25 protein-coding genes are annotated in these 25,285 nt (G+C 69.3%); 20 read left to right on the top strand and 5 right to left on the bottom strand.

Features of this window, described 5'->3' with window-relative positions; translation table 11 throughout:
* A partial coding sequence (locus AB4Z01_RS24305) for a calcium-binding protein (RefSeq protein WP_441698376.1) occupies positions 1-1,020 on the top strand: 1,020 nt, incomplete at its 5' end.
* A gap of 12 nt (positions 1,021-1,032) precedes the next feature.
* Here the strand turns inward: AB4Z01_RS24305 and AB4Z01_RS24310 are convergent.
* The gene (locus tag AB4Z01_RS24310) at positions 1,033-1,503 is read right to left on the bottom strand and encodes a GNAT family N-acetyltransferase (protein WP_441698378.1); all 471 of its coding nucleotides are present in this window, start codon (positions 1,501-1,503) and stop codon (positions 1,033-1,035) included.
* An 89-nt stretch (positions 1,504-1,592) separates the two neighbouring features.
* On the opposite strand from AB4Z01_RS24310, the gene AB4Z01_RS24315 reads away from it, so the two are divergent.
* From AB4Z01_RS24315 to pseH, 5 genes are all read left to right on the top strand, one after another.
* Positions 1,593-2,879 carry an amidohydrolase family protein gene (locus AB4Z01_RS24315; protein ID WP_441698380.1) on the top strand — a complete coding sequence of 429 codons (1,287 nt, stop codon included), beginning with the start codon at positions 1,593-1,595 and terminating at the stop codon, positions 2,877-2,879.
* Positions 2,880-2,939: 60 nt separating this feature from the next.
* The gene (locus AB4Z01_RS24320; RefSeq protein WP_441698382.1) at positions 2,940-3,179 is read left to right on the top strand and encodes a type II toxin-antitoxin system VapB family antitoxin; all 240 of its coding nucleotides are present in this window, start codon (positions 2,940-2,942) and stop codon (positions 3,177-3,179) included.
* A complete protein-coding gene (locus AB4Z01_RS24325) occupies positions 3,179-3,577 on the top strand; it encodes a type II toxin-antitoxin system VapC family toxin (protein ID WP_441698384.1) in 399 nt (132 codons plus the stop codon). Before AB4Z01_RS24320 ends, AB4Z01_RS24325 begins: the two co-directional genes overlap by 1 nt.
* Positions 3,578-3,706: 129 nt before the next feature.
* Positions 3,707-5,743: an elongation factor G gene (locus tag AB4Z01_RS24330; RefSeq protein ID WP_441698386.1), complete on the top strand. Its 2,037-nt coding sequence runs from the start codon at positions 3,707-3,709 to the stop codon at positions 5,741-5,743.
* A gap of 223 nt (positions 5,744-5,966) precedes the next feature.
* Positions 5,967-6,521: a UDP-4-amino-4,6-dideoxy-N-acetyl-beta-L-altrosamine N-acetyltransferase gene (gene pseH, locus AB4Z01_RS24335; RefSeq protein ID WP_441698388.1), complete on the top strand. Its 555-nt coding sequence runs from the start codon at positions 5,967-5,969 to the stop codon at positions 6,519-6,521.
* Between the two features lie 4 nt (positions 6,522-6,525).
* Here pseH and AB4Z01_RS24340 read toward each other — a convergent pair whose 3' ends face one another.
* Positions 6,526-7,272: a hypothetical protein gene (locus AB4Z01_RS24340; RefSeq protein WP_441698390.1), complete on the bottom strand. Its 747-nt coding sequence runs from the start codon at positions 7,270-7,272 to the stop codon at positions 6,526-6,528.
* A 184-nt stretch (positions 7,273-7,456) separates the two neighbouring features.
* On the opposite strand from AB4Z01_RS24340, the gene AB4Z01_RS24345 reads away from it, so the two are divergent.
* On the top strand, positions 7,457-8,998 hold the full coding sequence (locus tag AB4Z01_RS24345) for a S10 family peptidase (RefSeq protein WP_441698392.1): 1,542 nt from the start codon (positions 7,457-7,459) through the stop codon (positions 8,996-8,998).
* Here AB4Z01_RS24345 and AB4Z01_RS24350 read toward each other — a convergent pair.
* Positions 8,995-10,134: a serine hydrolase domain-containing protein gene (locus AB4Z01_RS24350; RefSeq protein ID WP_441698394.1), complete on the bottom strand. Its 1,140-nt coding sequence runs from the start codon at positions 10,132-10,134 to the stop codon at positions 8,995-8,997. The two genes, AB4Z01_RS24345 and AB4Z01_RS24350, sit on opposite strands and share 4 nt — an antisense overlap.
* 165 nt (positions 10,135-10,299) lie before the next feature.
* Here AB4Z01_RS24350 and AB4Z01_RS24355 point away from each other — a divergent pair, with 165 nt between their 5' ends.
* From AB4Z01_RS24355 to AB4Z01_RS24375, 5 genes are all read left to right on the top strand, one after another.
* Entirely contained in the window at positions 10,300-11,124 is an 825-nt protein-coding gene (locus tag AB4Z01_RS24355) for a hypothetical protein (protein WP_441698396.1), read from the top strand.
* A 42-nt stretch (positions 11,125-11,166) separates the two neighbouring features.
* Positions 11,167-11,748 (top strand): helix-turn-helix domain-containing protein, encoded by a 582-nt coding sequence (locus AB4Z01_RS24360; protein WP_441698398.1) that lies wholly within the window; start codon positions 11,167-11,169, stop codon positions 11,746-11,748.
* A gap of 154 nt (positions 11,749-11,902) precedes the next feature.
* A complete protein-coding gene (locus AB4Z01_RS24365; protein ID WP_441698400.1) occupies positions 11,903-12,448 on the top strand; it encodes a GNAT family N-acetyltransferase in 546 nt (181 codons plus the stop codon).
* Positions 12,449-12,515: 67 nt separating this feature from the next.
* Positions 12,516-15,629, top strand: coding sequence for an intermembrane phospholipid transport protein YdbH family protein (locus AB4Z01_RS24370; protein ID WP_441698402.1), 3,114 nt, complete (start codon positions 12,516-12,518; stop codon positions 15,627-15,629).
* Between the two features lie 14 nt (positions 15,630-15,643).
* On the top strand, positions 15,644-15,835 hold the full coding sequence (locus AB4Z01_RS24375; protein WP_441698404.1) for a YnbE family lipoprotein: 192 nt from the start codon (positions 15,644-15,646) through the stop codon (positions 15,833-15,835).
* Here the strand turns inward: AB4Z01_RS24375 and AB4Z01_RS24380 are convergent.
* Complete coding sequence (locus AB4Z01_RS24380) at positions 15,832-16,548, bottom strand: HAD family hydrolase (protein WP_441698406.1); 717 nt, start codon at positions 16,546-16,548, stop codon at positions 15,832-15,834. The two genes, AB4Z01_RS24375 and AB4Z01_RS24380, sit on opposite strands and share 4 nt — an antisense overlap.
* Positions 16,549-16,656: 108 nt before the next feature.
* On the opposite strand from AB4Z01_RS24380, the gene AB4Z01_RS24385 reads away from it, so the two are divergent.
* The 5 genes from AB4Z01_RS24385 (at position 16,657) to AB4Z01_RS24405 (ending at position 21,332) form a co-directional block, all read left to right on the top strand.
* Positions 16,657-17,526 (top strand): carbohydrate ABC transporter permease, encoded by an 870-nt coding sequence (locus tag AB4Z01_RS24385; protein ID WP_441698408.1) that lies wholly within the window; start codon positions 16,657-16,659, stop codon positions 17,524-17,526.
* On the top strand, positions 17,523-18,551 hold the full coding sequence (locus AB4Z01_RS24390; RefSeq protein ID WP_441698410.1) for a carbohydrate ABC transporter permease: 1,029 nt from the start codon (positions 17,523-17,525) through the stop codon (positions 18,549-18,551). Before AB4Z01_RS24385 ends, AB4Z01_RS24390 begins: the two co-directional genes overlap by 4 nt.
* Positions 18,552-18,574: 23 nt before the next feature.
* Positions 18,575-20,035 (top strand): extracellular solute-binding protein, encoded by a 1,461-nt coding sequence (locus AB4Z01_RS24395; protein ID WP_441698412.1) that lies wholly within the window; start codon positions 18,575-18,577, stop codon positions 20,033-20,035.
* 65 nt (positions 20,036-20,100) lie between these two features.
* The gene (locus tag AB4Z01_RS24400; RefSeq protein ID WP_441698414.1) at positions 20,101-21,177 is read left to right on the top strand and encodes an ABC transporter ATP-binding protein; all 1,077 of its coding nucleotides are present in this window, start codon (positions 20,101-20,103) and stop codon (positions 21,175-21,177) included.
* Positions 21,177-21,332, top strand: coding sequence for a hypothetical protein (locus tag AB4Z01_RS24405; protein ID WP_441698416.1), 156 nt, complete (start codon positions 21,177-21,179; stop codon positions 21,330-21,332). The genes AB4Z01_RS24400 and AB4Z01_RS24405 overlap by 1 nt, the downstream gene beginning before the upstream one ends.
* Before the next feature lie 13 nt (positions 21,333-21,345).
* Here AB4Z01_RS24405 and AB4Z01_RS24410 read toward each other — a convergent pair whose 3' ends face one another.
* Positions 21,346-21,603, bottom strand: a complete 258-nt coding sequence (locus tag AB4Z01_RS24410) for a hypothetical protein (RefSeq protein ID WP_441698418.1) — start codon at positions 21,601-21,603, stop codon at positions 21,346-21,348.
* A 69-nt stretch (positions 21,604-21,672) separates the two neighbouring features.
* Here AB4Z01_RS24410 and AB4Z01_RS24415 point away from each other — a divergent pair, with 69 nt between their 5' ends.
* The 3 genes from AB4Z01_RS24415 (at position 21,673) to AB4Z01_RS24425 (ending at position 25,284) form a co-directional block, all read left to right on the top strand.
* Positions 21,673-22,614: a nucleoside hydrolase gene (locus tag AB4Z01_RS24415; RefSeq protein ID WP_441698420.1), complete on the top strand. Its 942-nt coding sequence runs from the start codon at positions 21,673-21,675 to the stop codon at positions 22,612-22,614.
* Positions 22,615-22,954: 340 nt separating this feature from the next.
* Positions 22,955-23,983: an amino acid ABC transporter substrate-binding protein gene (locus tag AB4Z01_RS24420; RefSeq protein WP_429230065.1), complete on the top strand. Its 1,029-nt coding sequence runs from the start codon at positions 22,955-22,957 to the stop codon at positions 23,981-23,983.
* A 143-nt stretch (positions 23,984-24,126) separates the two neighbouring features.
* Positions 24,127-25,284, top strand: a complete 1,158-nt coding sequence (locus AB4Z01_RS24425; RefSeq protein WP_441698422.1) for an amino acid ABC transporter permease — start codon at positions 24,127-24,129, stop codon at positions 25,282-25,284.
* The last annotated feature ends 1 nt before the right edge of the window (position 25,285 follow it).

Raw genomic sequence — 25,285 nt, forward strand, 5'->3', positions numbered from 1 at the left:
GCCAGCTACTACGACGGCGCGGTCGGGGTCACGGTCAGCCTGGTCACCGGCACCGGCCTCGGCGGCGACGCCCAGGGCGACACCCTGACCGAAATCGAGAACCTCTCCGGCAGCCAGGGCAATGACAGCCTCACCGGGGATGCCGGGGCCAACACGCTGCAGGGCTGGAACGGCAACGACGTGCTCCGCGGCGGGGCGGGGGCCGACGTGATGGACGGCGGCGCCGGCACCGACACGGCCAGCTACTACGACGGCGCGGTCGGGGTCACGGTCAGCCTCRCCGCCGGCACCGGYGKCGGCGGCGACGCCCAGGGTGACACCCTGATCGGGATCGAGAACGTCAACGGCAGCCAGGGCGGCGACAGCCTGGTTGGAAATGCCGGCGCCAATGCGCTGCAGGGCTGGAACGGCGACGACGTGCTCCGCGGCGGGGCAGGGGCCGACGCGCTGGACGGCGGCGCCGGCATCGACACCGCCAGCTACTACGACAGCGCAGCCGGCGTCACGGTCAGCCTCGCCGCCGGGACCGGCATCGGCGGCGAGGCACAGGGCGATACCCTGACCGGGATCGAGACCCTCTCCGGCAGCAATCTGGGCAGCGACACCCTCACCGGCAGTGCCGGCGCGAATACGCTGCAGGGCTGGGGCGGCAACGATGTCCTCACCGGGGCCGGCGGCAAGGATACGCTCGCCGGCGGCGCCGGAGCGGATCGCTTCGTCTACACCGCCCTCGGCGACAGCGCGGTCGGGGCCAATGCCGACGTCATCGGCGACTTCAGCCACGCCCAGGGCGATCGCATCGACCTGTCGGGCATCGACGCCAGCAGCGGTGTCGCGGGCGACCAGGCCTTCGGCTTCATCGGCACGGCCGCCTTCACCGGCGTGGCGGGGCAGTTGCACTACTCCGTCGCCGGCGGCGTCACCACCATCACCGGCGATGTCAACGGCGACAAGGTCGCCGATTTCCAGATCAACCTGACCGGTGCGATCGGCCTCGTCGCCGCCGATTTCGTGCTGTAGGTCGCGGGAGCATCAGGCTGCGGGGACGGGCTTCGCCATGTGCACGATGGTGTACTCGCCCCGCTGCTCCTGATGCGTCTCGCTGTAGCCGCGGGCGGCATAGAGGGCGCGGTTCTCCGACATCCGGATGTTGGTGTAGAGCCGCAGCTCGGTGATGCTGCGGCGCCGCGCCTCGCGTTCGGCGAAGTCCAGCAGCCGGCCGCCGAGGCCGCGGCCCTGATGGCCGGGATCGACCGCGACATTGACGATCAGCAGGTGGTCGGGCTCGGGCTTCAGCTCGATCAGGGCGATGCAGCCATGGATGCCGTCGATCGCCCAGATCTCATGCTCGGCCAAAGCGCGGACATAGTCGGCCCGCATCGGCTTCGGCTCGATGCCGACGCTGATGATCCATTTCGCATAGGCGCGCCGGACCAGGGTCCGGATCGCCTCCGCCTCGTCGGGCCGGGCCCGGCGGATCTCGCCCCATGTCGTGTGGAACATGGGCGCTCTCCCGTCTTTCCATGCACTGGCCGCATGCTATCGTCGGCGGCGCCGATCTCTCACTGAAATTCCCGAAGGCCAGCCCCGCCATGGATCTCGTCCTGCGCAACGCCAACCTGCCGGACGGCCGCACCGGCATCGACATCGGCGTCAAGGACGGCCGCATCGTCGCGGTCGAGCCGCGCCTGGCGGCGCAGGCGGACGACGAGATCGACGCCGGCGGCCGGCTGGTGACGCCGCCCTTCGTTGACTCCCATTTCCATCTCGACGCCACGCTGTCGCTCGGCCTGCCGCGGCTGAACCGCTCCGGCACGCTGCTCGAGGGCATCGCGCTGTGGGGCGAGCTGAAGCCGCAGCTGACGCAGGACGCGGTGATCGCCCGGGCGCTGGCCTATTGCGACCTGGCGGTGGCGCAGGGGTTGCTGGCGATCCGCAGCCATGTCGATGTCTGCGACGACCGGCTGCTGGCGGTCGAGGCTCTGTTGGAGGTCAAGCGCCGGGTCGCACCCTATCTCGACCTGCAGCTGGTCGCCTTCCCGCAGGACGGGCTGTTCCGCTCCGCCACTGCGGAGAAGAACCTGCTGCGCGCGCTCGACCTCGGCGTCGACGTGGTCGGTGGCATCCCGCATTTCGAACGGACCATGGCCGACGGCGCCGCCTCGGTGCGGCGGCTGTGCGAGATCGCGGCGGAGCGGGGGCTGCCGGTCGACCTGCATTGCGACGAGAGCGACGATCCGCAGTCCCGCCATATCGAGACGCTGGCGGCGGAGACCCATCGCCTCGGCCTCGGCGGCCGGGTAACGGGATCGCACCTGACCTCGATGCATTCGATGGACAATTACTACGTCTCGAAGCTGATCCCGCTGATGCGCGAGGCCGGGGTGGCGGCGATCGCCAACCCGCTGATCAACATCACCCTGCAGGGCCGGCACGACAGCTACCCCAAGCGCCGCGGCATGACCCGGGTGCCAGAGCTGATGGCCGCCGGCATCACCGTCGCCCTCGGCCAGGACTGCGTCATGGATCCCTGGTACTCGATGGGCTCGGCCGATATGCTGGAGGTGGCGCATATGGCGGTGCATGTCGGGCAGATGACGTCGCTCGACGCCATCAACCGCTGCTTCGCCGCGGTGACCACCGAGGCGGCGAAGATCCTGGAGCTCGATGGCTACGGCCTGGCGCCCGGCTGCCGGGCCGATCTGGTGCTGCTGCAGGCCGCCGACCCGTTCGAGGCCGTGCGGCTGAAGGCGACCCGCCTGCTGGTGCTGCGCGCAGGCCGGCTGATCGCCCGGACGCCGGAGCGGGTCACCGCCCTGGACCTGCCGGGCCGCCCGGTCACGGTGGTCCCGACCTTCGCGCCGGGGTCGATCGCCTGACGCCTGCCGTTGTCTAGATGGATATCTAAGATTATCTATCTGGATAGCAGGAGGTCTGTGATGCCCTTTCATATTCGTGACGTGGAAGCCGACGAATTGGTGCGCGAACTCGCGCGGCGCCGGCAGATCGGCCTGACCGAGGCGGTGAAGCTGGCGGTCCGCAATGAGTTGCGCCGGGAGGATGAGGCGGTTCCGTTGCAGGAACGCATCGCCAAACTGCGCGATGAGGTTTTGTCCCGTCCGGCGACTGGTCTGGTTGCAGACAAGCGCTTCTTTGATGAGCTCAGTGGCGACGTCTGATGTTCGTCGACGCCTCGGCGATGATAGCCATGCTGGTCGGCGAGGCCGGAGCTGTCCAGCTTGCCGACGATCTTGCTGCCGCCGGCAACCGGATGACTTCGGCAATCGCTGTCTATGAAACGGTCACGGCCCTGTGCCGCATCCGCTCCTACAGCGTGCCCGAAGCTCGGGATGTCATCGCACGCTTCCTGTCGGCGGGCGATATCCGGATCGTGCCGATCGGTGAAGCTGAAATGGACATTGCCCTGACCGCATTCGATCGTCTCGGGAAAGGGCGCCACCCAGCCGCGCTCAATATGGGCGACTGCTTTGCCTATGCGGCGGCGAAGTCCCATGGCGTGCCGTTGCTGTACAAGGGAGACGATTTTTCGAAGACCGATCTGGCCCGCCAGCGATAGCGGGTCGATCCCTCAGATCGGGATTGTGCCGATCGTCGCGGAAGTGTCATGCTGATCCTCCAAAAGGGCCCGCGTGATCGGGCATCGTCCCGGTCGGCATGGCGGTCCCGTGCACAAGGGAGGATGCGCATGCCGCAGGAACGCCCTGCCCCCAGATTCCGTAGCGCGGCCCTGGTCGGGCCGTATTCGAGCGGCAAGACCACGCTGATGGAGGCGCTGCTGCACAGCGCCGGCGCGATCCCGCGCAAGGGCAGCGTGGCCCAGGGCAACACCGTGGGCGATGCCTCGCCCGAATCCCGCGCCCGGCAGATGACGATCGAGCCGAACCTGGCCTCCTGCCGCTATCTCGACGAGGACTGGACCCTGATCGACTGCTCCGGCTCGGTCGAGCTGGCGCAGGACGCGATGGCCGCGCTGATGGTCACTGACATCGCCGTGGTGGTGGCCGAGGCCGACCCGGACCGCGCCGTGATCCTGGCGCCGCTGCTGCGCTTCCTGGACGAGCACGAGATCCCGCACATCCTGTTCATCAACAAGATGGACCGGTCCGGCATCCGCATGCGCGACCTGCTGGCCGCCTTGCAGCAGGTCTCGGCCCGTCCTCTGTTGCTGCGCGAAGTTCCGATCCGTGACGGCGACAGCGTCTCCGGCTATGTCGACCTGGTCAGCGGCCGTGCCTATAAATGGCGCGAGAACCAGTCCTCCGACCTGATCGAGGCGCCGGGCGACATCAAGCCGCGCCAGGACGAGGCGCGCCAGACCATGCTTGAATCCCTGGCCGATTTCGACGATGCGCTGCTGGAGCAGCTGCTCGAGGACAAGATCCCGGCGCCGAAGGAGATCTACAGCCAGCTCACCCGCGACCTGCAGCAGGACCTGATCGTGCCGGTGTTCTTCGGCTCGGCCGAGCACGGCAACGGCGTCACCCGGCTGTGGAAGGCGCTGCGCCACGAGGCCCCGTCGCATGAGGTGGCGGCCAACCGGCTCGGCTACGACGCCCATGGCGGCTTCGCCGCCACCGTGTTCAAGACCCTGCACCAGCCGCACACCGGCAAGCTCAGCCTGGCGCGGCTGTGGAGCGGCCGGCTGTCCGACAACAGCAATCTCGGCAGCCGCCGCATCTCCGGCGTGTACCGGCTGAAGGGCGGCGAGAACCAGAAGCTGGCCGAGGCCTGGGCGGGCGAGATCGTCGGCATCGCCCGGCTCGACGACCTCACCACCGGCCAGACGCTGCGCGCCGACGGCACCGCCGAGGCGACCTGGAACTGGCCGAAGCCGGCGGAGCCGGTGCACGCCGTGGCGCTGTCGCTGTCGGACCGCAAGGACGATGTCAAGCTGACCACCTCGCTGGCCAAGCTGTGCGAGGAGGACACGGCGCTGTCGGTGCATCACATCGACGCGACCGGCGAGCTGACGCTGGCCGGGCAGGGCGATATCCAGCTGCAGATCGCAGTCGAGCGGTTGAAGAGCCGGTTCAACGTTTCGGTGACCACGGTGCCGACCCGCACCGCCTATCGCGAGACGATCCGGCGGCCGACCAGGCAGCATTCCCGTTTCAAGCGCCAGACCGGCGGCCACGGCCAGTTCGCCGACATCCAGGTCGAGATCCGGCCGATGCCGCGCGGCACCGGCTTCGTGTTCGAGAACAAGGTGGTCGGCGGCGCGGTGCCGAAGAACTATATCCCGGCGGTGGAGGCGGGGTCACGCGAGGCGATGAACCGCGGCCCGCTGGGCTTCCCCGTGGTCGACGTCGCCGTGGCCCTGACCGATGGCCAGCACCATGCGGTCGACAGCTCCGACCAGGCCTTCCGCACCGTGGCGCAGATGGCGATGGCCGAGGGCCTGGCGAATTGCGACCCGGTGCTGCTGGAGCCGATCCAGGCGGTGACGATCGCGGTGCCGGCGGAATACACCGCCAAGGTGCATGCCATCGTCTCCAGCCGGCGCGGCCAGATCCTCGGCATGACCGCGCGCGAGGGCTGGACCGGCTGGGACCTGATCGACTGCCAGCTGCCGGAGTCGGAGATGCACGGGCTGGCGGTCGAGCTGCGCTCGGTCACCCTCGGCGTCGGCAGTTTCACCGCCCGCTTCGACCATCTGCAGGAGTTGATGGGCCGCATCGCCGAGCAGGTGGTGGAGGAGCGCCGGCGGGCTTTGGCGGCCTGAGCGACTGCTCGTATGCCGAACTTTCCTCCATCTCGCCATTGCGAGAAGGCGAAGCCGACGAAGCAATCCAGGGGCCGGTGCGAGCCGCCCCTGGATTGCTTCGCTGCGCTCGCAATGACGGTGTGGGAGAGCCGGTGTGGAGACAAGGCAGGGCCGGTGCTTGGCACCCATGGCTGGCCCAGCCTATCACAGCACGGAAAACGACGATCGGGGGACCACGGAGATGCTGAGCCTGAGGCGGGTGGAGCCTGGGGATTCCGACCGGCTGTTCACCTGGCGGAACCTGCCGCATGTCGCGGTTCACCAGTACAGCGACCATGAGATCACGCGGCCGGAGCATGATGCCTGGTTCGCCCGCATCCTGGCCGATCCGCGCCGGGTCTACTGGATCATCCAGGACGACAACGAGCCGATCGGCTTGGCCAACCTGGTCGACATCGATCCGCAGAACAGCAAGTGTTCCTGGGCCTTCTACCTCGGTGCCAGCGACCTGCGCGGCAAGGGCATCGGCAGCTGGGTCGAGCTCAAGGTGCTGGATCACGTCTTCCTCGAGCTGAAGCTGAACAAGCTGTGCTGCGAGGTGCTGACCAGCAATCCGGGCGTGGTGCGGATGCACAGGCGCTTCGGCTTCCGGGAGGAAGGGCTGCTGCGCCAGCATGTGCGCAAGGGCGGTCAGTTCCTCGACGCCCATCTGCTGGGGCTGCTGCGCGACGACTACCTGCCGCAGCGCGACGCCCTGGTGACGATGCTGCGCGAGCGCGGGATACAGACGGAGTAGGCCGCTACCGGGCCTGCGTCATCGCGCCGGAGCCGGTGGCGGAATCCAGGATCACCAGCATGTTGCCGGCCAGCGGCGTCGGGGTGCGGTCGGTGCGCAGCACGGCGTCGTAACGGGGATCGGACTTCGCCGCCGCCTCGTAATCGACGTCGAGGATGCCGTTGCGGTCCAGGAAGACGTTCATCGGGCCCGGGACGCGGATGCAGCCCTTCGAGGCCGGCCGGCCGAGGCGCTGCTCGAGCACGTCCGGGTCGGTGGCATGCACCAGCAGCCGGATGGTCGATTCCCGCCCCTCAGCCTCCCAGCCCCGCTCGGCGGTCTGCCAGCCGAAATCCCACACCCGCATGCCCTGGACGCCGAGGCCGCGGATGCCGTTGGCGTTGAAGGTGCCTTCGGCGCGCCAGTCTAGGATCTCGTCGGTGTGCAGGAACACGCCGGTCGGGGTGATGAAATAGCCGTTCCGGCCTTCCTGCCCGGTCGAGACCTTGACGCCGCCGATGCTCTGCCAGCCGCCGGAGGGCTGTGCCAGCAGGATCCGCATCTGCTGGACGGCGGGGTTGCGGTCCACCACCACGACCAGCTGCGGGCGGCGGATGGCGTGGCCACGGGCCTTGATCTCGGCCTGCGCCAGAGCTGCCCAGCGCCGTTCGTCCTCGGGTGTGTCCATGATCCGGCCGGGCACGTCGCGCGTCAGCGCCGCCTGCAGCCGGGCGACCTCGCTAGCCGTTCCGCTGGACGCCGCTTCGGGCATCGTGGAGCTTGGGGAGGGCGCCCGATCGCATCCCGAGATCAGGAGCAGGGCGGCGGCAAGCAGGAGACGCGCGGACATCGGATCTGCACAATCGCAATGGCAGAGAACAAGAAACGCCCAATTATTTTATTCCGCTCATGTATTTATAACAGGGATCGCGTGGAATTTCATCGGGATATTGAGGATGGTAAGGTCGGATGAATGTCTAGCCGGACGGGGGATCATGCTGCGCCGGATTTCGTTCCGATCGTTCCTCGCCGGGCTGGTCGTCCTGCTGCTAGTCGCGCCGACCGCGGCACAGCAGCCCGGCGATCCCGGCAGGGCCGCCCCGTCCGGCGGACCTCTCGCGCTGCTGCCGGCCGATGCTGTCACCCACCACATGCTCACGCTCGGCGGCCAGACACTGGCCTACACGGCCACCGCCGGAACCATGCCCCTGTTCGATCGCGACGGAGACCAGTCGGCCGCGATCTTCTATACCGCCTATGTCCTCGACGATCCCGCGGCGGAGACCCGGCCGCTCACCTTCGCGTTCAATGGCGGGCCCGGCGCGGCCTCGGCCTATCTGCAACTCGGCCTGGCAGGGCCGCGGGCGGTCTCGTCCGACTTCATGCGGGACCCATCCCGGGCGCGGTTGCAGGACAATCCCGACACTTGGCTGGCCTTCACCGATCTGATCTTCATCGATCCAGTCGGCGCCGGCTGGAGCCGGGCCGCCAAGCCCGACAAGGCGGATGATTTCTGGGGCGAGGGCGCCGACGCCCAGAGCCTGGCGAAGGTCGTCGCGCTCTATCTGGCGCAGAATCGCCGCAGCGGTTCGCCGAAATTCCTCCTGGGGGAAAGCTATGGCGGCTACCGCAGCGCGAAGGTGGCGCGAGCCCTGCAGCGCGAGCAGGGCGTCCTGGTCAACGGCATCGTCATGGTCTCGCCGTTCACGGACGGCCGTCTGATGTTCGGGACCGATCGTCTCGCGCTAGCGGCCGCGTTGGAACTGCCCTCGCTCGCCGCCGCTGAGCTCGACCGCCGCAGCGCCTTCACCCTGGACGCTCTCGCCGCGGCCGAGCGCTTCGCCCTGACCGACTACCTGACGACCTTGGCCGGCCGTCCGCCCCAGGGAGAGGCGGCCGCCGCCTTTTACGCCCGCGTGGCCGGCCTCACCGGGCTGCCACGCGATGTGGTGGCCCGCCAGCATGGCTTCATCGGCGACGCCTATCTCAGCCATGGCGGCGGGGATGGGGAGACAACCAGCCCCTACGATGCCGCCTTTCTTGCGCCCAACCCTTCTCCGGCGAACCTGTCGAGCAACAGGCCGGACCCGGTACTCGACGGATTCACCCAGGCTCTTGGTGGCCTGTTTGTCGGCTTCGCCGCGGACGAGCTCGGCTTCCGGACCACGCTGACCTTCACCCTGCTCAACCGCGACATCGCGCCGAAATGGCGGTGGGACGCCCGCAGCATCGGCCAGGCCAGCATCGAGCGCGACCTGCGGGAGGTGCTGGCGCTCAACCGCGATCTCGACGTGCTGGTGGCCCACGGCCGCAGCGACTTGGTCACGCCCTATTCCGTGACCCGGTATCTGATCGACCATCTGCCGTGGCTCGGGCCGGAGCCGCGTGTTGCGCTGAACCTCTACAAGGGTGGGCACATGTTCTATTTCGATGCTTCCGCGCGCACGGCCTTCACCGCCGACGCGGCCGTCTTCTACCGCCGGCAGGCAGCGCCCTAAGGCTGTGCCACCGCCGGCAGGACAAAGCGGTCCAGCACGGTCCGACCGAGCTGATCCTGCAGGTCGGGTTGGTCGTAGAGCCCGGCGGTGACCACCACCAGCAGGTCCCGGTCCGGCACCAGGAACAGCCGTTGCCCGCCCCAGCCGACGCCCGCGCTCCAGCGGATCTCCCGGCCGTCGATCTGAGAATGGCCGAGCCACCATTGGAAGCCGTAGTCGATCTCGTCCTCGGCGGCGATCTGCTTCGTCGTGGATTGCTCGATCCACCCGGCCGAGACGATCTGCTTGCCCTGCCAGGCGCCGTGGTCGAGCACCAGCCGCCCAAGCTTGGCAATGTCGCGCGGCCGCAGCCGCAGGCCGGAGGCGGCGATCGGGTCGCCATTCGGGTAGTGCACCCATTCGACATCGGTGATGCCGAGCGGCGCGAACAGCACCTCCTGCGCCAGCACGTCGAGCGGCCGGCCCGACACCTGCTTCAGTACGGCCGATAACAGCGCCGTCGCCCCGCCGCTGTAATTCCAGCGCTCGCCCGGCGCCGTAGCGAAGGGCTGCTCCAGCACGTAGCGGTACGGGTCCGGCGCGTCCGACATCAGCCGCTCGCTGTTGCGCGGGTCGCTGTAGGGCAGGTCTTCGCTCCAGGCTAAGCCGCTCGACATGGTCAGCAGGTGGCGCAGGGTGATGCGGTCGGTCTCGGGCGAGCGCAGATCGGCGTATTGCGGCAGCAGCGACAGCACCGGCGCATCGATGTCCTTGATCCAGCCATAGTCGACGGCGATGCCGACCAGCAGCGAGGTCACGCTCTTGGTGATCGAGCGCAGGTCATGCTTGGTCTCGGCATCGTGCGGGATGGTGCCCAGCGGCTGGCCCCAGCGCTGGTCCTCGCCGGCGAAGTAGCGTTCATAGACCAGCCGGCCGTGCCGCACGACCAGCACGGCATGGGCGTTCGCCTCGGGCCGGTCGAGCGCCGGGCCGACGGCGCAGAGCGTCGCCGGGTCGAAGCCTTCATCGGCCGGGGCGGCGACGGCCCAGCCGTCGTTCATCGCGGCCGGCGTGCCGCAATCGGGCGGCACGTCCGCGGCCATGGCGGCGGGGGAGGCGAGGAGGGCGAGGAGGGGCAGGGCGCGGCGAAGCGGCATGGTCGTCTCCGGCTGAGGGGCGAAAGCCTGTCGCCGATCCGTAGCAGGGAGGCCGGCCCGCCATTGTACCGGGATTGCTCGGCCTCCGATTCACCTCCGCCCGGCCACGGCTTCGCCGCAGAGCGGGACCGATGATGCGGCGCTGGGCGTCTCGGGGGAGAGATCATGCGCATTCTGTCGAAGATCCTGCTGGCGGGGCTGATGCTGGCCCTGGCCGCCTGCGTGTCGTCGCGGCCGCCGGTGCAGGAGATGGTGGTGAGCCAGGCGGCGGAGCCGGGCTACGGCGTAAATCGCTTGATGTCACAACAGAGCGAGCCCGTGGCGCCGCGGCCGCAGATCGCGGAGCAGGAGCAACTCGGCACGCGCTGGGGCGAGGATATCCGGTCGTCGGTCCGCTTCGTCAGTCTCGCCCGCTTCTGGCCGGACCGGCCGGAGACACAGGTGACGATCCGCTATGACGGCCGCCGCAGCGCCGCGATGGGGCCGGTCAGCGCGATCCGCAGCCTGCCAGTTGCGGACGGCACCGTTGAATTCTCGGTGCTCGGCGCCAGGGGCACGCCGTTGCGGCTGACGCCGACCAGCGGCGGCGACCTGCGCCTCCAGGGCCGGTCTGGCGACCTCTACCGGCTGGCCTTCGGCAACCGGAGCCGCCGGACGGTTGAGGTGGTGGCCACGGTCGACGGCCTTGACGTCCTGAACGGCCGCCCGGGCACCATCGCCAACCGCGGCTATGTGGTGCGCCCGGGCGAGATGCTGGTGATCGAGGGCTTCCGCAAGAGCGAGGACGAGGTCGCGGCCTTCCGCTTCGCCGCGCCGGACGACGCCTACGCCGCGAACACGCCGCAGGGCGACCCGCGCAACATCGGCGTCATCGGCGTGGCGCTGTTCACGCTGGACGACCCGGCGAACGAGGTCGTCGCCGGCTCGCCCCGGCCGTTCCCGGGCGACGCGCCGCGCGACCCGCGCTTCGCACCGCCGCCAGCGCCCTAACGGCGCTTGCTGATTTCTCATGATCGGGATAGTTTCCCGATCATGAGAAATGATCTCGCCAACGAACTGGAGCCGGTGGACGCCCGGCTGGCCGCGCGCCTGGCGGCGCTGCGGGCGGAGCAGGGGTGGTCGCTGGACGCCCTGGCCGAGCGCAGTGGCGTCAGCCGGGCGACGCTGTCGCGGCTGGAGCGCGGCGAGACCAGTCCGACCGCCTCGCTGCTTGGTCGGCTCTGCACCGCCTACGGCCGCACCATGTCCGGCCTGATCGCCGAGGTCGAGACCGACCCGCCGCAGCTGCTGCGCCGGGAAGAGCAGCCTGGCTGGACCGATCCCGAAACCGGCTTCCGCCGCCGCAGCGTCTCGCCGCCCGCCACCGGCTTCCGCGGCGAGCTGGTCGAGGGCACGCTGCCGGTAGGCGCCGTGGTCAGCTACGACACGCCGCCGATTCACGGCCTCGAGCAACATGTCTGGATGCTGGACGGGGTGCTGGACCTGATGGTCGACGACGTCGTCCACCGGCTAGGCCCGGGCGACTGCCTGCGCTACCGCCTGTTCGGGCCGACCCGCTTCCACTGCCCCGGCCCGCAGCCGGCCCACTATGTCATCGCCCTGTGCAAGCCATGAGAGACCGCTTGGAAACGCTACTGGCGCGGCCGTCTGACGGCGGTTTCTCCGCTTCCGGTGCTCACGGACCCAAACGTCCGCTGCGCGCCGGTTCTCGACACCACCGCCAGCCGACTCCCGCCAGCGCATTTCCAAATGATCTCTGAGCGCCGCCATGCCCGACACCGCCGCCCTGTCTTCCGTCTCTCTGTCGGAGGTCGCGCCCGACGGCCTCGCCGGGCATCTCGACGACCTCGCCGAGGTGTTGCAGGGCTGCGTGCTGGACGGCGCCAGCGTCGGCTTCGTGCTGCCCTTCACGGTTGCGGCAGCGCGGGAGTTCTGGCTGGGGCTGGAGCCTGCCTTCCGCAGCGGCGCCCGGCGGCTGATCGTGGCGCGGCTGGACGGGCGTACGGTCGGCACGGTGCAACTGGTGCTCGGCATGCCGGCCAACGGCATTCACCGGGCCGAGATCGCCAAGCTGCTGGTGCATCCGGCCGCGCGGCGCCGCGGCATCGCCCGGGCGCTGATGCTGGCGGCGGAGGATCTGGCGCGCCGGCACGGCCGGACCCTGCTGCTGCTCGACACCCGCCGCGGCGATGGCGGCGAAGCGCTGTATCAGAGCCTCGGCTTCCGCCTGTTCGGTATCGTCCCCGGCCATGCCTGCTCGCCGACGGGCGTGCTGGAGGACACCAGCTACATGCTGAAAGAGTTGCGGGCGTAAGCCGGGTTCGCGCCGGCGCCTCAACGCGCGCGCTGCTTTGGCGCTCCGGCTCGGTTAGACTGGCAGGATGGCGCGCTTTCTTCCCCGTCGCCGCTGGACGATCGGCCTCTCCGCCCTGCTCGTGACCCTCGTCGGGCTCGCGATCGCAGCGCGTGGCGTGCTGCCCGGCTGGGTCGAGGCGGAGGCGATCTCCCGGCTGCGGGCCAAAGGCGTGCCGGTGGAGCGGCTGACCGTGTCCAGCGTCGACCTCGGTTCGGCCGAGATCGGCGGCATCGCCGTGGCGGACGGGCGGATCACGATCGACCGCATCTCCCTCGGCTTCAACCCCTGGACCCTGATCCGCGAGGGCCACTTGTCCTCGATCGCGCTGTCCGGCGTCTCGATCCGCCTCGGCATCGACCGCTCCGGCGCGCTGGACCTGCCGCGGATGGAGGCGCTGGAGGGCGCAGGCGGCGGTGGCGGGCTGGGCGCCATCCCGTTCCGGACCATCTCGATCAGCGACAGCACGATCGTGCTCGACACCCCCTGGGGCCGGATCCGCAGCCCGGTCGAGGCCGAAGGCGCGGTGAACGAGGAGGGCCGGCTGGTGTGGAAGGGCCAGCTGCGTGCGGCCGGCGCCGGCGGCGCGGCCCAGGCAAAGTTCGACCTGACCAACACGCCCGAGGGCCAGATCTTCGGCGGCGTGCAGCTGGAGCGGGCCAGCTTCCGGTCGGACCAGCTGTCGTTGGACGGAGTCAGCGGCTGGATCGCCTATGGCGGCGAACGCAATGCCAGCGGCGAGATTCAGGGCGCGCTGACGGTCGCCGAGGTCGTGCGGGGCACGGCGCGGTTCCGCGACTTCGGCGTGCAGGGCAACGGCACGCTGCAGCGGCTGCAGCAACTGATCATCGGCGCCAAGATCGGCACCGGCGAGGGCACCTTCGGCCTGCAGCTGCAGGGGACGAAGCAGGGCGAGGGCACCGATGTGGCGGTGCAAGTCGCCGCCAACAACCTGGCGGCGGTGGTGCCGGCCCTGGGCTTCGAGGGCGGCGTGACCGGCAAGGCCAATCTCAACGCCTGGCTGACCCTGCGGACCCCCGGCCTGCCGAGCCTCGACGAGCTGCCGCAGCTGTTGGCCGATGGCTTCATCCGGGTCTCGACCGACGGTGTCCAGGCCGGCAGCGGCGTGGCGCTGCAGACCGGGCAGCTCAGTGCCGCCATCGACCTGTCCGGCGGCACGCTGACCCTGGCCGGCAGCCAGCCGTGGAAGGTGGCGGGCCGCTTCGCCTCCGGCAAGCTGGCGGTCGACCTCGACTGGCTGCCCGGCGACGGTGGGCCGCAGCGCCTGGAGTTCAGCCGCGAGGCCGACACCTGGTGGACCCGGCTGGCGGGTGCCACCAAGGGCAATGTCGCCGGTTACGACGTCGCCGGCTCGGTCGACGCCGAGCTCGGGCTGAACGATGCCGGCCAGGCCAAGGTGCGGGTGCCGAAGGCGGTGCTGGACCTCGAGCCGTTCGAGGCGATCGGCCTGACCATCGACCCCGGTCCGATGACGGCGTCGGGCGAGACCACCGATGGCGGCTGGACGGTGACGCTGTCGGGCAGCTCGGCGATCGGCCTGCCGGGCAAGGCGGGCGGCAACGCCACCGCCCAGGGCACGGTCCGGGTCGATACTGTCGGCCAGCATCTGACGGTGCGGCCGGTGCATGGCGCATGCCTGTCGCTGACCGTGCCGGCGCAGGATTTCACGCCGCGGCTGCGCCTGGCCGAGCCAGCAGCGGCGCAGCTGTGCCCGGATGCCGAGGGCCGGCCGCTGCTGGAGACCGATCTCGACAGCGACCGGCCGCCGCTGGTGCGGGCCTCCGTGCCGGCCCTGGCGCTGGACCTGTCGATCGGCGCCGGCGCCGGCGCGACCCGGCTGCTCGCGACCACCCCGGTCCTCGCCATCGCGCCGGCGACGCAGCCCGAGGGCAGCTACCGCCTGACCGCGGCCGACGGCAAGCTGGCGTTGCCGGGGCTGTCGGTCGAGGATGTCGACGCCGAGGCCATGGTCGTCCCCGGCGCCGCCGTTCCGTTCGATGCCAGCCTGACCGCCGCCCGGCTGGCRATCGCAGGCGACCCGGTGGTGCCGATGAGGGCGGCGCTGCGCAGCCGGCTCGACGCCGCCACCGACATCCTGTCGCTGGAGGCCGAGCTGACCGACCCGGAGGGCCGGGCCCGCGCCGCCGGCACCGGCCAGCACGACCTGACGACCGGCGATGGCGGCCTCGACCTGGTGCTGGACCCGGTGCGGTTCCGCCGCCGCGGGCTGCAGCCGAAGGATGTGGTGCCGGTGCTGGCCGGGTTGCCGCTGGCCTGCGTCGACGGCCGGCTGGAGGGCAGCGGGCGAATCGCCTGGGGCAGCGCGGCGGAGACGGCGCTGGATCTGCGGCTGCGCGACGCCGCCTTCCGCACGCCCTGGGGCCGGGCCGAGGACGCGACGGCTCAGTTGCGGCTGGACCAGTTTGCGCCGCTGCGGCTGCCGGCCGGGCAGCGGGTCCGGATTGGCCGGTTCGTCCTGGACGGCGATATGCCGCCCCTGACCGATGTCGACGCCCGCTTCGGCTGGAGCCAGGCCGGCGGCGTCGACCTGCGACGGGTGGCGCTGGACTGGACCGGGGCGAAGGTCAGGGTCGAGGGCGGCTCCGGCCGGCGCCGGCCTTCAGTGCTGAAGATCGAGGGGCTGGACCTGGCCCGTGCGGTGGCCGCGGCCGGACTGGACGACGTGCGGGCCACCGGCATCGTCGACGGCACCATCCCGTTCCGCCTCGACCGCGACACGATCGTGGTCGAGAACGGCGTGCTGACGACGCGCGGCCCGGGCGAGATCCGCTACGGCGGCGCGACGGCGCCGGACGAGATCAAGGCGGCGGCCGCCGCCGAACCGGGTATGGACACGCTGATGGCGGCGCTGCGCAACTTCCAGTACCAGTCGCTGCGGGCGACGCTGGACGGCCGCAGCGACGGCGAGGCCAATGTGAAGCTGGCGGTGCGCGGCTCCAACCCCGACCTCTATGGCGGCTTCCCGATCGCGCTCAACGTCAACCTGTCGGGTGAGCTCTACGTCATCGCCCGGCGCAGCTTGGCGCTGGCGCGGATCGGCGACCGCATCCGGGACTATTATGCGGATCGGCTCAAGCGCCGCACCGAGCCGCCATGCTGAAGGGAAGGGGCCCGATGACCGACCGATGCCGCGCCGCCGGCTTGTGCCTTGCCGCGCTGCTCGGCGCCTGCTCGCCGGTGATCCGGGTCGAGGCGCCGGACAAGCCGATCGAGATCAACCTCAACGTCCGGGTCGAGCAGGACGTCAAGGTCCGGGTCGACCGCGAGCTGCAGAAGGTCGTCGGCAAGAACCCGGCGGCGCCTTAGCTACCCCGCAACCCCGCCACCAGCCCGGCCAGGTCGTCCATGTGCGGACAGATCAGCCGGGCGCCGGCGGCGCGCAGCCGGTCGGCATGGCCGTCACGGATGTGGCGGCCGCCCAGGAAGCCGATCACCATCATGCCGGCGGCGACGCCGGCGGTGGTGCCGGGGACGCTGTCCTCGATCACCAGGCAGCGGCCGGGCTCGACGCCCAGCTGCGCCGCCGCGTGCAGATACAGGTCCGGCGCCGGCTTCGGCCGGGCCACGGCTTCGGGCGTGTAGACATGCCCGCCGAACAGCTGCGTCAGGCCGGCGATCTCGAGCGAGCGGCGGACCCGGCCCAGATGGCTGTTCGAGGCCACCGCCATCGGCAAACCTAACCCGGCCAGCGCCGGCTGTACGCCGGGGATGGCGTCGAGGCTGAGCGCCAGCGCGTCGTCGATCACCTGCGCCATGCGGGGGCCGATATCCTCCGGGAACACCSTGCCGAAGCGCGCCGCCACCTGGCGGATGATGTGCAGGTCGGGCGTGCCGACCAACTGCTCCACCAGCTCCTCGACCGGCGCCTGCGGCTCGTAGTGCGCGATCAGCTGCGCCACCGCCCGGCAGGCGATGAACTCGCTGTCGACCAGCACCCCGTCGCAATCGAAGATCACCGCCGAGATGCCGCCGGCCGTAGGGGCGGGCGCGGCAGTCCGCACGGGGTCGACGGCGTCCATCACATCCTTCTCCATTCCGTTCCGCCGGTTGCGCCGGCGGGGCGAGTCACCATAACGTACGACAAGTCAACGAAGCGGCGCGACAATCAGCGCCGGCAAGGGGGGAACTTGCGGGAGCCGATCAAGCACGCCTTCATCTGGCCGGCTTTCCTGGTCGTGCTGCTGGTCGGCATCTTCCCCCTCATCTACTCGCTGACGATCAGCTTCCAGAGCATGCGGCTGGTGCCGCCGCTGCCGCCGCGCTTCGTCGGGCTCGACAACTACGCCTCGCTGCTCGCCAATCCGCGCTTCTGGGCCACCGTGCGGACGACCGCGACCGTGGTCTTCATCTCGGTCTCGGTCCAGTACGTGCTCGGCTTCGCCATCGCGCTGGCGCTGCATAGCAAAATTCCGGGCGAGCGTCTGTTCCGCGTCGGCTTCCTGCTGCCGATGCTGATGGCGCCGATCGCGGTGTCGCTGGTCGGCCGCATGCTGTTCCATTCCACCGTCGGCCCGATCAACGACCTGTTCACCCAGTTCGGCCTGCCGAACCTGCCGTTCCTGACCAATGCCACCTGGGCGCTGGGCACCATCATCGCGGTCGAGGTCTGGCAGTGGACGCCCTTCGTCATCCTGATGATGCTGGCCGGGCTGCAGAGCCTGCCGCAGGACGTCTACGAGGCGGCGCAGCTGGAGAATGCCAGCGCCTGGCAGCAGTTCTGGGGCATCACCTTCCCGATGCTGCTGCCGATCTCGGCCGCGGTCGTGTTCATCCGCATCATCGAGGGCTTCAAGATCATCGACACGGTCTTCGTGCTGACCGGCGGCGGCCCCGGCGTGTCGACCGAGACCCTGACCCTGTTCGCCTACCAGGAAGGGTTCAAGAAGTTCAACCTGGGTTACACCTCGGCGCTGAGCTTCCTGTTTCTGATCGTCATCACCGTCTTCGGCGCGATCTATCTCGCGATCCTGAAGCCGCATCTGGAGAAGCAGCGATGAGCGATCTCCAGCGCGGCGGCACGAAGCGCGGCCTGGTCTTCCTGCTCTGCCTGGGCTGGTTCGTGGTGACGATGTTCCCGATCTACTGGACGCTGATCACCTCGTTCAAGTCGCCGACCGCGGTCAGCGGCGGCCCGACCTACCTGCCCTGGATCGACTTCGAGCCGACCCTGCAGGCCTGGATCGACGCCCTGTCGGGCGTGCGCGGCAACTTCATCACGCCCTTCGTCAACTCCACCCTGATCGGGCTGGCGGCGACGGCGCTGTCGGTGGCCCTGGGGTCGATGGCCGCCTATGCGCTGGTGCGCTTCCCGTTCCAGGTCCGGCTGCTGGCCGGCGTCGCCTTCGCCGTGGTCGCGATCGGTGGCTTCCTGCTGCTGCAGAACGTGCTGGGGCTGAAGCGGGTGCCGGCGCTGGGTGGCGCGCTGGTGGCGGCGCTGGCGGTGTCGATCGCGCTCAACGCGCTGCGCCTGCCGGGCCCGGTGCTGGGCAATGACGACGTCGTGTTCTGGTTCGTCAGCCAGCGCATGTTCCCGCCGATCGTCACCGCCTTCGCCCTCTACCTGCTCTATTCCGAAATCGGCAAGGCCGGTTTTCCCCTGCTCGACAGCTTCTGGGGCATGACGCTGTGCTACACGGCGTTCTCGCTGCCGATCGTGGTCTGGCTGATGCGCGACTTCTTCCAGGCGCTGCCGGTCGACATCGAGGAGGCGGCGCTGGTCGACGACGTACCGCGCTTCCGCATCTTCCTCGAGATCGTGCTGCCGATGGCGCGGCCCGGGCTGATCGCGACCTCGATGATCACGCTCAGCTTCGTCTGGAACGAGTTCCTGTTCTCGCTGCTGCTGACCGCCGGCAGCTGGCAGACCCTGCCGATCATGCTGTCGGGGCAGAACTCCTACCGCGGCGACGAATGGTGGGCGATCTCGGTCGCCGCCATGATCTCGATCGGCCCGATGATGGTGATGGCGATTCTCCTGGCCAGGCTGATGCGATCAGGCCTGCTGCTGGGCAGCATCCGATGATCGCGATACAGGGAGGAACAACAATGAAGAGCATGCTTTTCACCGCCGCCGGCGCCCTGGCGCTGACCGCGGCGCTCCACGGCCCCGCCGCCGCGGCCTGCGACCCGGACTATTCCGGCGTGACCTTGACCGCGGGGTCGCAGACCGGGCCGTTCATCGCCCTTGCGCTGCAGATGGCGGCCAAGACCTGGGAGCAGAAGACCTGCGGCAAGGTCAATGTCGTCGAGTTCCCGTTCGGCGAGCTGTATCCGAAATACCTGACGGCGATGACCGCTGGTGAATCGACCTTCGACGTCATCACCTTCGCCCCGGCCTGGATGCCGGACTTCTCGCCCTACCTGTCGGAGATGCCGGAATCGGTGCGCCAGGGCAAGGACTGGACGGACATCGCCCCGGTCTATCGCGACCGGCTGATGGTGTGGGACGGCAAGCACCTGTCGCAGACCATCGACGGCGACCTCCACACCCTGTCCTACCGTAAGGACCTGTTCGACAACCCGAAGGAGAAGGAGGCGTTCAAGGCCAAGTACGGCTACGACCTGGCTGTGCCGAAGACCTGGAAGGAATATTACGACATCGCCGAGTTCTTCACCCGGCCCGACCAGAAGCTGTGGGGCACGGCGGAGGCGTTCCGGCGCGGCGGCCAGCAGTTCTGGTTCTTCTTCACCCACGCTGCCAGCTACACCAACGACCCGCAGAATCCGGGCAGCATGTTCTTCGACCCGGAGACCATGGACGCGGCGGTCAACAACCCCGGCTGGGCCAGGGCGCTGGATGACTACATCAAGTCGGTGAAGTTCTCGCCGCCGGGCGCGCTGAACTTCTCCTCCGGCGACATCCGCACCGCCTTCTCCGGCGGCCAGGTGGCGATGAACTTCGACTGGGGCGACACCGGGGTGATCGCCGCCGACAAGGACCAGAGCAAGGTGGCCGGCCATGTCGGCTCGGCGCTGACGCCTGGGTCGACCGAGATCTGGAACCACAAGACCAAGGCCTGGGACAAGTCCGACCAGCCGGTGTTCTCGCCCTTCATGGCCTTCGGCGGCTGGCAGGCGGCCGTGCCCACGTCGGGCAAGAACGTCGAGGCGGCGTGGAACTACGTCGAATGGGTTTCGAACCCGGAGAACAGCGGCATCGCCACGGTGACCGGCGGCTCCGGCGTCAACCCGTACCGCCTGAGCCACTTCGCGCCCGACCGCTGGCTGGCCAAGATGACCAAGGAGGAGGCGGACGAGTACCTGGCGGCGCAGCGCGGCAGCCTCGAGGCCAAGAATGTGGCCCTCGACATGCGCATCCCCGGCTACTTCTCCTACACCGAGGTGCTGGAGATCGAGCTGTCCAAGGCGCTGGCGGGTGAGGTGACGGCGCAGCAGGCACTCGATACCATCGCCCAGGAGTGGAACAAGCTGACCGACGAGTTCGGCCGCGATACCCAGCTTGCCGCCTATCGCGCCTCGATGGGCCTGCCGCCGCTCAAGAAGTAGACCGGGCCCGCCCCGCCGCGCATTGCGGCGGGGCGGCCCGCCGAAGCTCGAGACCCAAGGACATCATGGCCCGCGTCAGACTCGAAGCCGTCACCAAGGCCTTTGGCGACGTGCCCGTCATCCCGTCGCTCGACCTCGAGGTTGCGGACCGCGAATTCGTCGTCCTGGTCGGCCCCTCCGGCTGCGGCAAGACCACGACGCTGCGCATGATCGCCGGGCTGGAGGCGGCGAGCGGCGGCACCATCCGGATCGGGGACCGCGACGTCACCCAGCTTCGGCCCGGGCTCCGCAACTGCGCCATGGTGTTCCAGAACTACGCCCTCTACCCGCACATGACCGTGCGCGAGAACATCGGCTACGGCATGAAGGTGCGCGGCGAGCCGAAGGCCGAGATCGAGGCCAAGATCGCCAACGCCGCGCGCATCCTCGGCCTCGATCCCTATCTCGACCGCCGGCCGAAGCAGCTGTCCGGCGGCCAGCGCCAGCGCGTCGCCATCGGCCGCGCCATCGTCCGCGACCCCGACGTGTTCCTGTTCGACGAGCCGCTGTCCAACCTCGACGCCAAGCTGCGGATCGAGATGCGGGCCGAGATCAAGGCGCTGCACCGGCGGCTGAAGACCACCATCGTCTACGTCACCCATGACCAGGTCGAGGCCATGACCATGGCCGACCGGGTGGTGGTGATGAACCAGGGCCGGATCGAGCAGGCGGCCGAGCCGCTGACCCTCTATGAGCACCCGGCCAACCTGTTCGTCGCCGCCTTCATCGGGGCGCCGAGCATGAATTTTTTGCCCGCGACGCTTATCGCCCACGGCGGCTTGCGGCTGGCGGATGGCACGGTGCTGCCGGTGCCGACCGCCAAGCGCGCGGCGCTGGCCGGGCGCGACGGCCTGGCCGTCACCATCGGCCTGCGGCCGGAGCATGTCGCAGGCGGCGCCGCCGGGCCGGTGACGCTGCCGATCATCCCGCGGGTGATCGAGCCGCTCGGCGCCCACACCCTGGTCCTGGGCGAGGTGGCAGGGGTCAGGTTCACTGCCCAGGTCGACGCCCATTACCCGGCCCGGCCGGACGAGCCGACGACGATCAGCCTCGATCCCGAGCGGCTGCACCTGTTCGAGACGGAGGGCGGGAAGGCGGTGTGATGGCGATTGACCGGACGGAGAAGGCCATCAGCGAACGGTTGAAGGAGAAGGTCGAGGAGGCTTTCGCCGATCCGGGCGCCAGCGTTCCGGCTCGCGAGGTCTTCCGTCGATTGCGAGCCTGTCACGCCGCGCAGGCTGCGGCGGAAGCCAAGTGACGACGCATCAACGTCACGCCTTCGGCTTGCCGTAGACCCCGCGCAGGAAGAAGTCCCAGATCGCGTAGACCAGCGCGGCGCCCCACAGGAACAGCCAAAGCCGGTCGCCCAGCCACAGGAATTCCGCCGCCAGGGCGGCGATCAGGAAGACGACGATCAGCAGCCGGACCCAGAGGGGTTCGAGCCAGGGATGGGCTTGCGGGGTCGGCATCGTCTCCAGCGGGTCCGGCAGGGCAGGGGCGGCGAGAGTGGCATGGACTGAGCCCGGCATCCAGCCCGTCGCGGCGCTCTGCGCCCCGCGCTATGGTCGAGGGATTCGCGACCGATAAGGACCCAGCCGATGCCGAAGATCATCCTCGACTGCGACGTCGGCATCGACGATGCGCTGGCCATCCTGTGGCTGGCAGACCGGCCGGGGGTGGAAATCGCGGCGCTGGGCAGCGTGCACGGCAACGCCCATGCCGAGATCGCCGCCGCCAACGCGCAGCACGTCTTCGATCTGGTCGGGCTGAGCCATGTCCCGGTTGCCGTCGGGGCGGCGGCGCCGCTGGCCCAACCGGTCAGCATCAGCGGCCATGTCCATGGCGATGACGGGCTCGGCGGCCACGGGCCGAAGGCGCCGCTGCGGCCCTTCGTGGCCGAGACCGCGGCCGAGCAGTTGGTCCGCCTGGCGCGGGCCGAGCCCGGCGCCTGCACCATCCTGGCCACCGGGCCGCTGACCAACCTGGCGCTGGCGCTGCATCTCGAGCCCGATCTGCCGCGGCTGGTCGACCGTGTGGTGGTGATGGGCGGCGCGGTGACGGTGCCGGGCAACATCACCGCCGCGGCCGAAGCCAACATCTTCCACGACCCGGAGGCGGCGGAGGCGGTGTTCGCCGCCGCCTGGCCGGTCACTTTGGTCGGGCTCGACGTCACCATGACTGCCTGGCTGGGCGCGGCCGAGCTGGCGCGGATCGAGGCCGATTCCCGGCCGCGCGGGCGCTTCGCCTGGTCGATCCTGCAGCATTATGTCGGCTTCTATCATAGCCGCTACGGCATCCGCGGCTGCGCCCTGCACGATCCGGCGGCGGCGATGCTGCTGCTCGATCCCGGCCTCGCCGACTACACCGACTGGCCGGTCCGGGTCGAGCTCAGCGGCGACCTGACCCGCGGCATGACCCTGGCCGACCGCCGGGGTGTTCCCGAGGAGCGGGGCGCGGCCGGGCGGCCCGCCGTGCGGGTGGCGACCCGGATCGACCGCGACCGCGTGGTCGGCGGTTTCCTCGATGGGCTGCTGCGCTGACTGCGGGAAGTCGACCCGCCGGCTATTCTTGCCGATTGTCACGATACATCCGGTCGCGGCCCGTCGGTGATCCGGCCGTGGGGCAAGGTCGCGCGCCTGATGGCGAAAGAACGATCAATCCGCTGCGCGTGGATTGGTCGGATGATTATTCGGAAAGCACGCAGTGCGGACGGCGTTTGATTGAAATACCATATCCCAGTGGTTCGCCGGCAGCGGCAAACCAAAAAACCCGTGCATTTATCCATGATGTTCCATTAAATGACCCTCCCCCGGCAGCGTGCTGCCGGGACGATCTTGCGGTTTCGCTCCGGCGAAGGCCGGAGCAAAAAGGGGAGGTTTCATGAAGGTTCGTACTCTGCTCGCGGCGGGGGCTGCGGTCGTCGCCGTGGCGGGCTTCACCGCTTCGGCCCAGGCCGGCGCGACGTTTGATGCCGTCAAGCAGCGCGGTTTCATCCAATGCGGCGTCAACACCAGCCTGGCCGGTTTCGCCCTGGCGGACAGCCAGGGCAAGTGGGCCGGCATCGACGTCGACACCTGCCGTGCCCTGGCCGCGGCGGTGTTCGGCGATCCCGAGAAGGTCAAGTTCACCCCGCTGAACGCCCAGGTGCGATTCACCGCGCTGCAGTCGGGCGAAATCGACGTGCTGGCCCGCAACACCACCTACTCGCTGTCGCGTGACACCTCGCTCGGCCTGACCTTCACCGCCACCAATTTCTATGATGGCCAGGGCTTCATGGTGAACAAGTCGCTCGGCGTGTCGAGCGCGAAGGAGCTGAACGGCGCCACCATCTGCGTCCAGCCTGGCACCACCACCGAGCTGAACCTGACCGACTGGTTCCGCGCCAACAAGCTGGACTTCAAGCCGGTCGTGATCGAGAAGCTGGAGGATGTCGAGGCCGCCTTCTTCTCCGGCCGCTGCGACGCCTACACCACCGACGCCTCGGGCCTTGCCGGCACCCGCGCCGCCAAGGCGCCGAAGCCGGACGACTACCTCATCCTGCCGGAGATCATCTCCAAGGAGCCGCTGGCGATCGCCGTGCGGCAGGGCGACGACCAGTGGGCCGACATCACCCGCTGGGTGTTCTTCGCCCAGGTCCAGGCCGAGGAGAGCGGCGTCACCAGCGCGAACATCGACAGCTTCGCCGATTCCCCGGACCCGACGATCCAGCGCCTGCTGGGCAAGACCCCGGGCATGGGCGAGGCGCTCGGCCTGCCGGAGACCTGGGCCTACAACGCCATCAAGCTGGTCGGCAATTACGGCGAGATGTTCGAGCGCAATGTCGGCGAGAAGACTCCGCTGGGCCTCAAGCGCGGCCTGAACGCGCTGTGGACCCAGGGCGGCCTGCAATACGCGCCCCCGATCCGGTAACCAGCGATGATGCCGCCGACCCCGCAACGGGTCGGCGGTATTGTTTTCGGGGCCTGGGATCCTTCGGGCCAAGAAGAAGCGACAGGGCGGTTTGAGCGAGGTGTGACGCAATGACCATGGACGTTGCCGCGGCAGGAACTGCCGTGCGCCGTGGATCCGCTATCAACGACCCCAGACTCCGGGCGATTTTCTACCAGGTTGTGCTGTTGCTGGTGGTCGTCGGAATCGGCTGGTTCCTGGTCTCCAACCTGATCCACAACCGCGAGGTGCGCGGCATCCAGACGGGCTACGGCTTCCTGACGCGCGAAGCCGGCTTCGCCATCTCCGAGACGCCGATCTCCTATTCGCCCAGCGACCCCTATGCCCGCGCCTTCCTGGTCGGGCTGGTGAACACGCTGCAGGTCTCGGTCCTCGGCATCATCCTCGCGACCCTGCTGGGGCTCGTGGTCGGCGTCAGCAAGCTGTCCTCGAACTGGCTGCTGGCCAAGCTGGCCGCCGGCTATGTCGACCTCGTCCGCAACATCCCGCTGACCGTGCAACTGCTGCTCTGGGCCGGTCTGATCCGGGTCAGCGCCCCGCCGCCGCGCCAGGCGGCGAATCCGGTGCCCGGCGTCTTCATCAGCAATCGCGGCATCCAGGTTCCTTCGCTCGAGAGCAACCCGATCTTCCTGTGGATGCTGATCGCGGCGCTGGTGGCGCTGGCCATCGGCTGGGGCATCGCCCGCTGGGCCCGACGGCGTCAGGCCGCGACCGGCCAGCCGTTCCACAGCTTCTGGGTGGGGCTCGGCCTGTTCATCGGCCTGCCGCTGGTGGTCTGGCTGGTTGGCGGCGCGCCCGCGGCCTTCGAGATCCCGGAGTTGAAGGGCTTCAACTTCCAGGGCGGCTGGACGCTGACGCCGGAATTCGCGGCGATGGTGATCGGCCTGACCGTCTACACCGCCGGCTTCATCGCCGAGATCGTGCGCGGCGGCATCCTGGCCGTGTCGCACGGCCAGACCGAGGCGGCCCGCGCCCTCGGCCTGCATTCCGGCGTCACGCTGCGCCGCATCGTGCTGCCGCAGGCGCTGCGCACCATCATCCCGCCGCTGACCAGCCAGTATCTCAACATCACCAAGAACAGCTCGCTGGCGGTGGTGATCGGCTATCCGGACCTGGTGTCGATCGGCAACACCATCGGCAACCAGACCGGCCAGGTGGTCGAGGCGATCTCGATCTTCATGGCGGTGTATCTGTTCATCAGCCTGTCCATTTCGATCGGTATGAACATCTACAACCGCCAGATGGCGCTGCGGGAGCGTTGAT

This window comes from Inquilinus sp. YAF38 (assembly GCF_052113205.1).
Classification (GTDB): domain Bacteria; phylum Pseudomonadota; class Alphaproteobacteria; order DSM-16000; family Inquilinaceae; genus Inquilinus.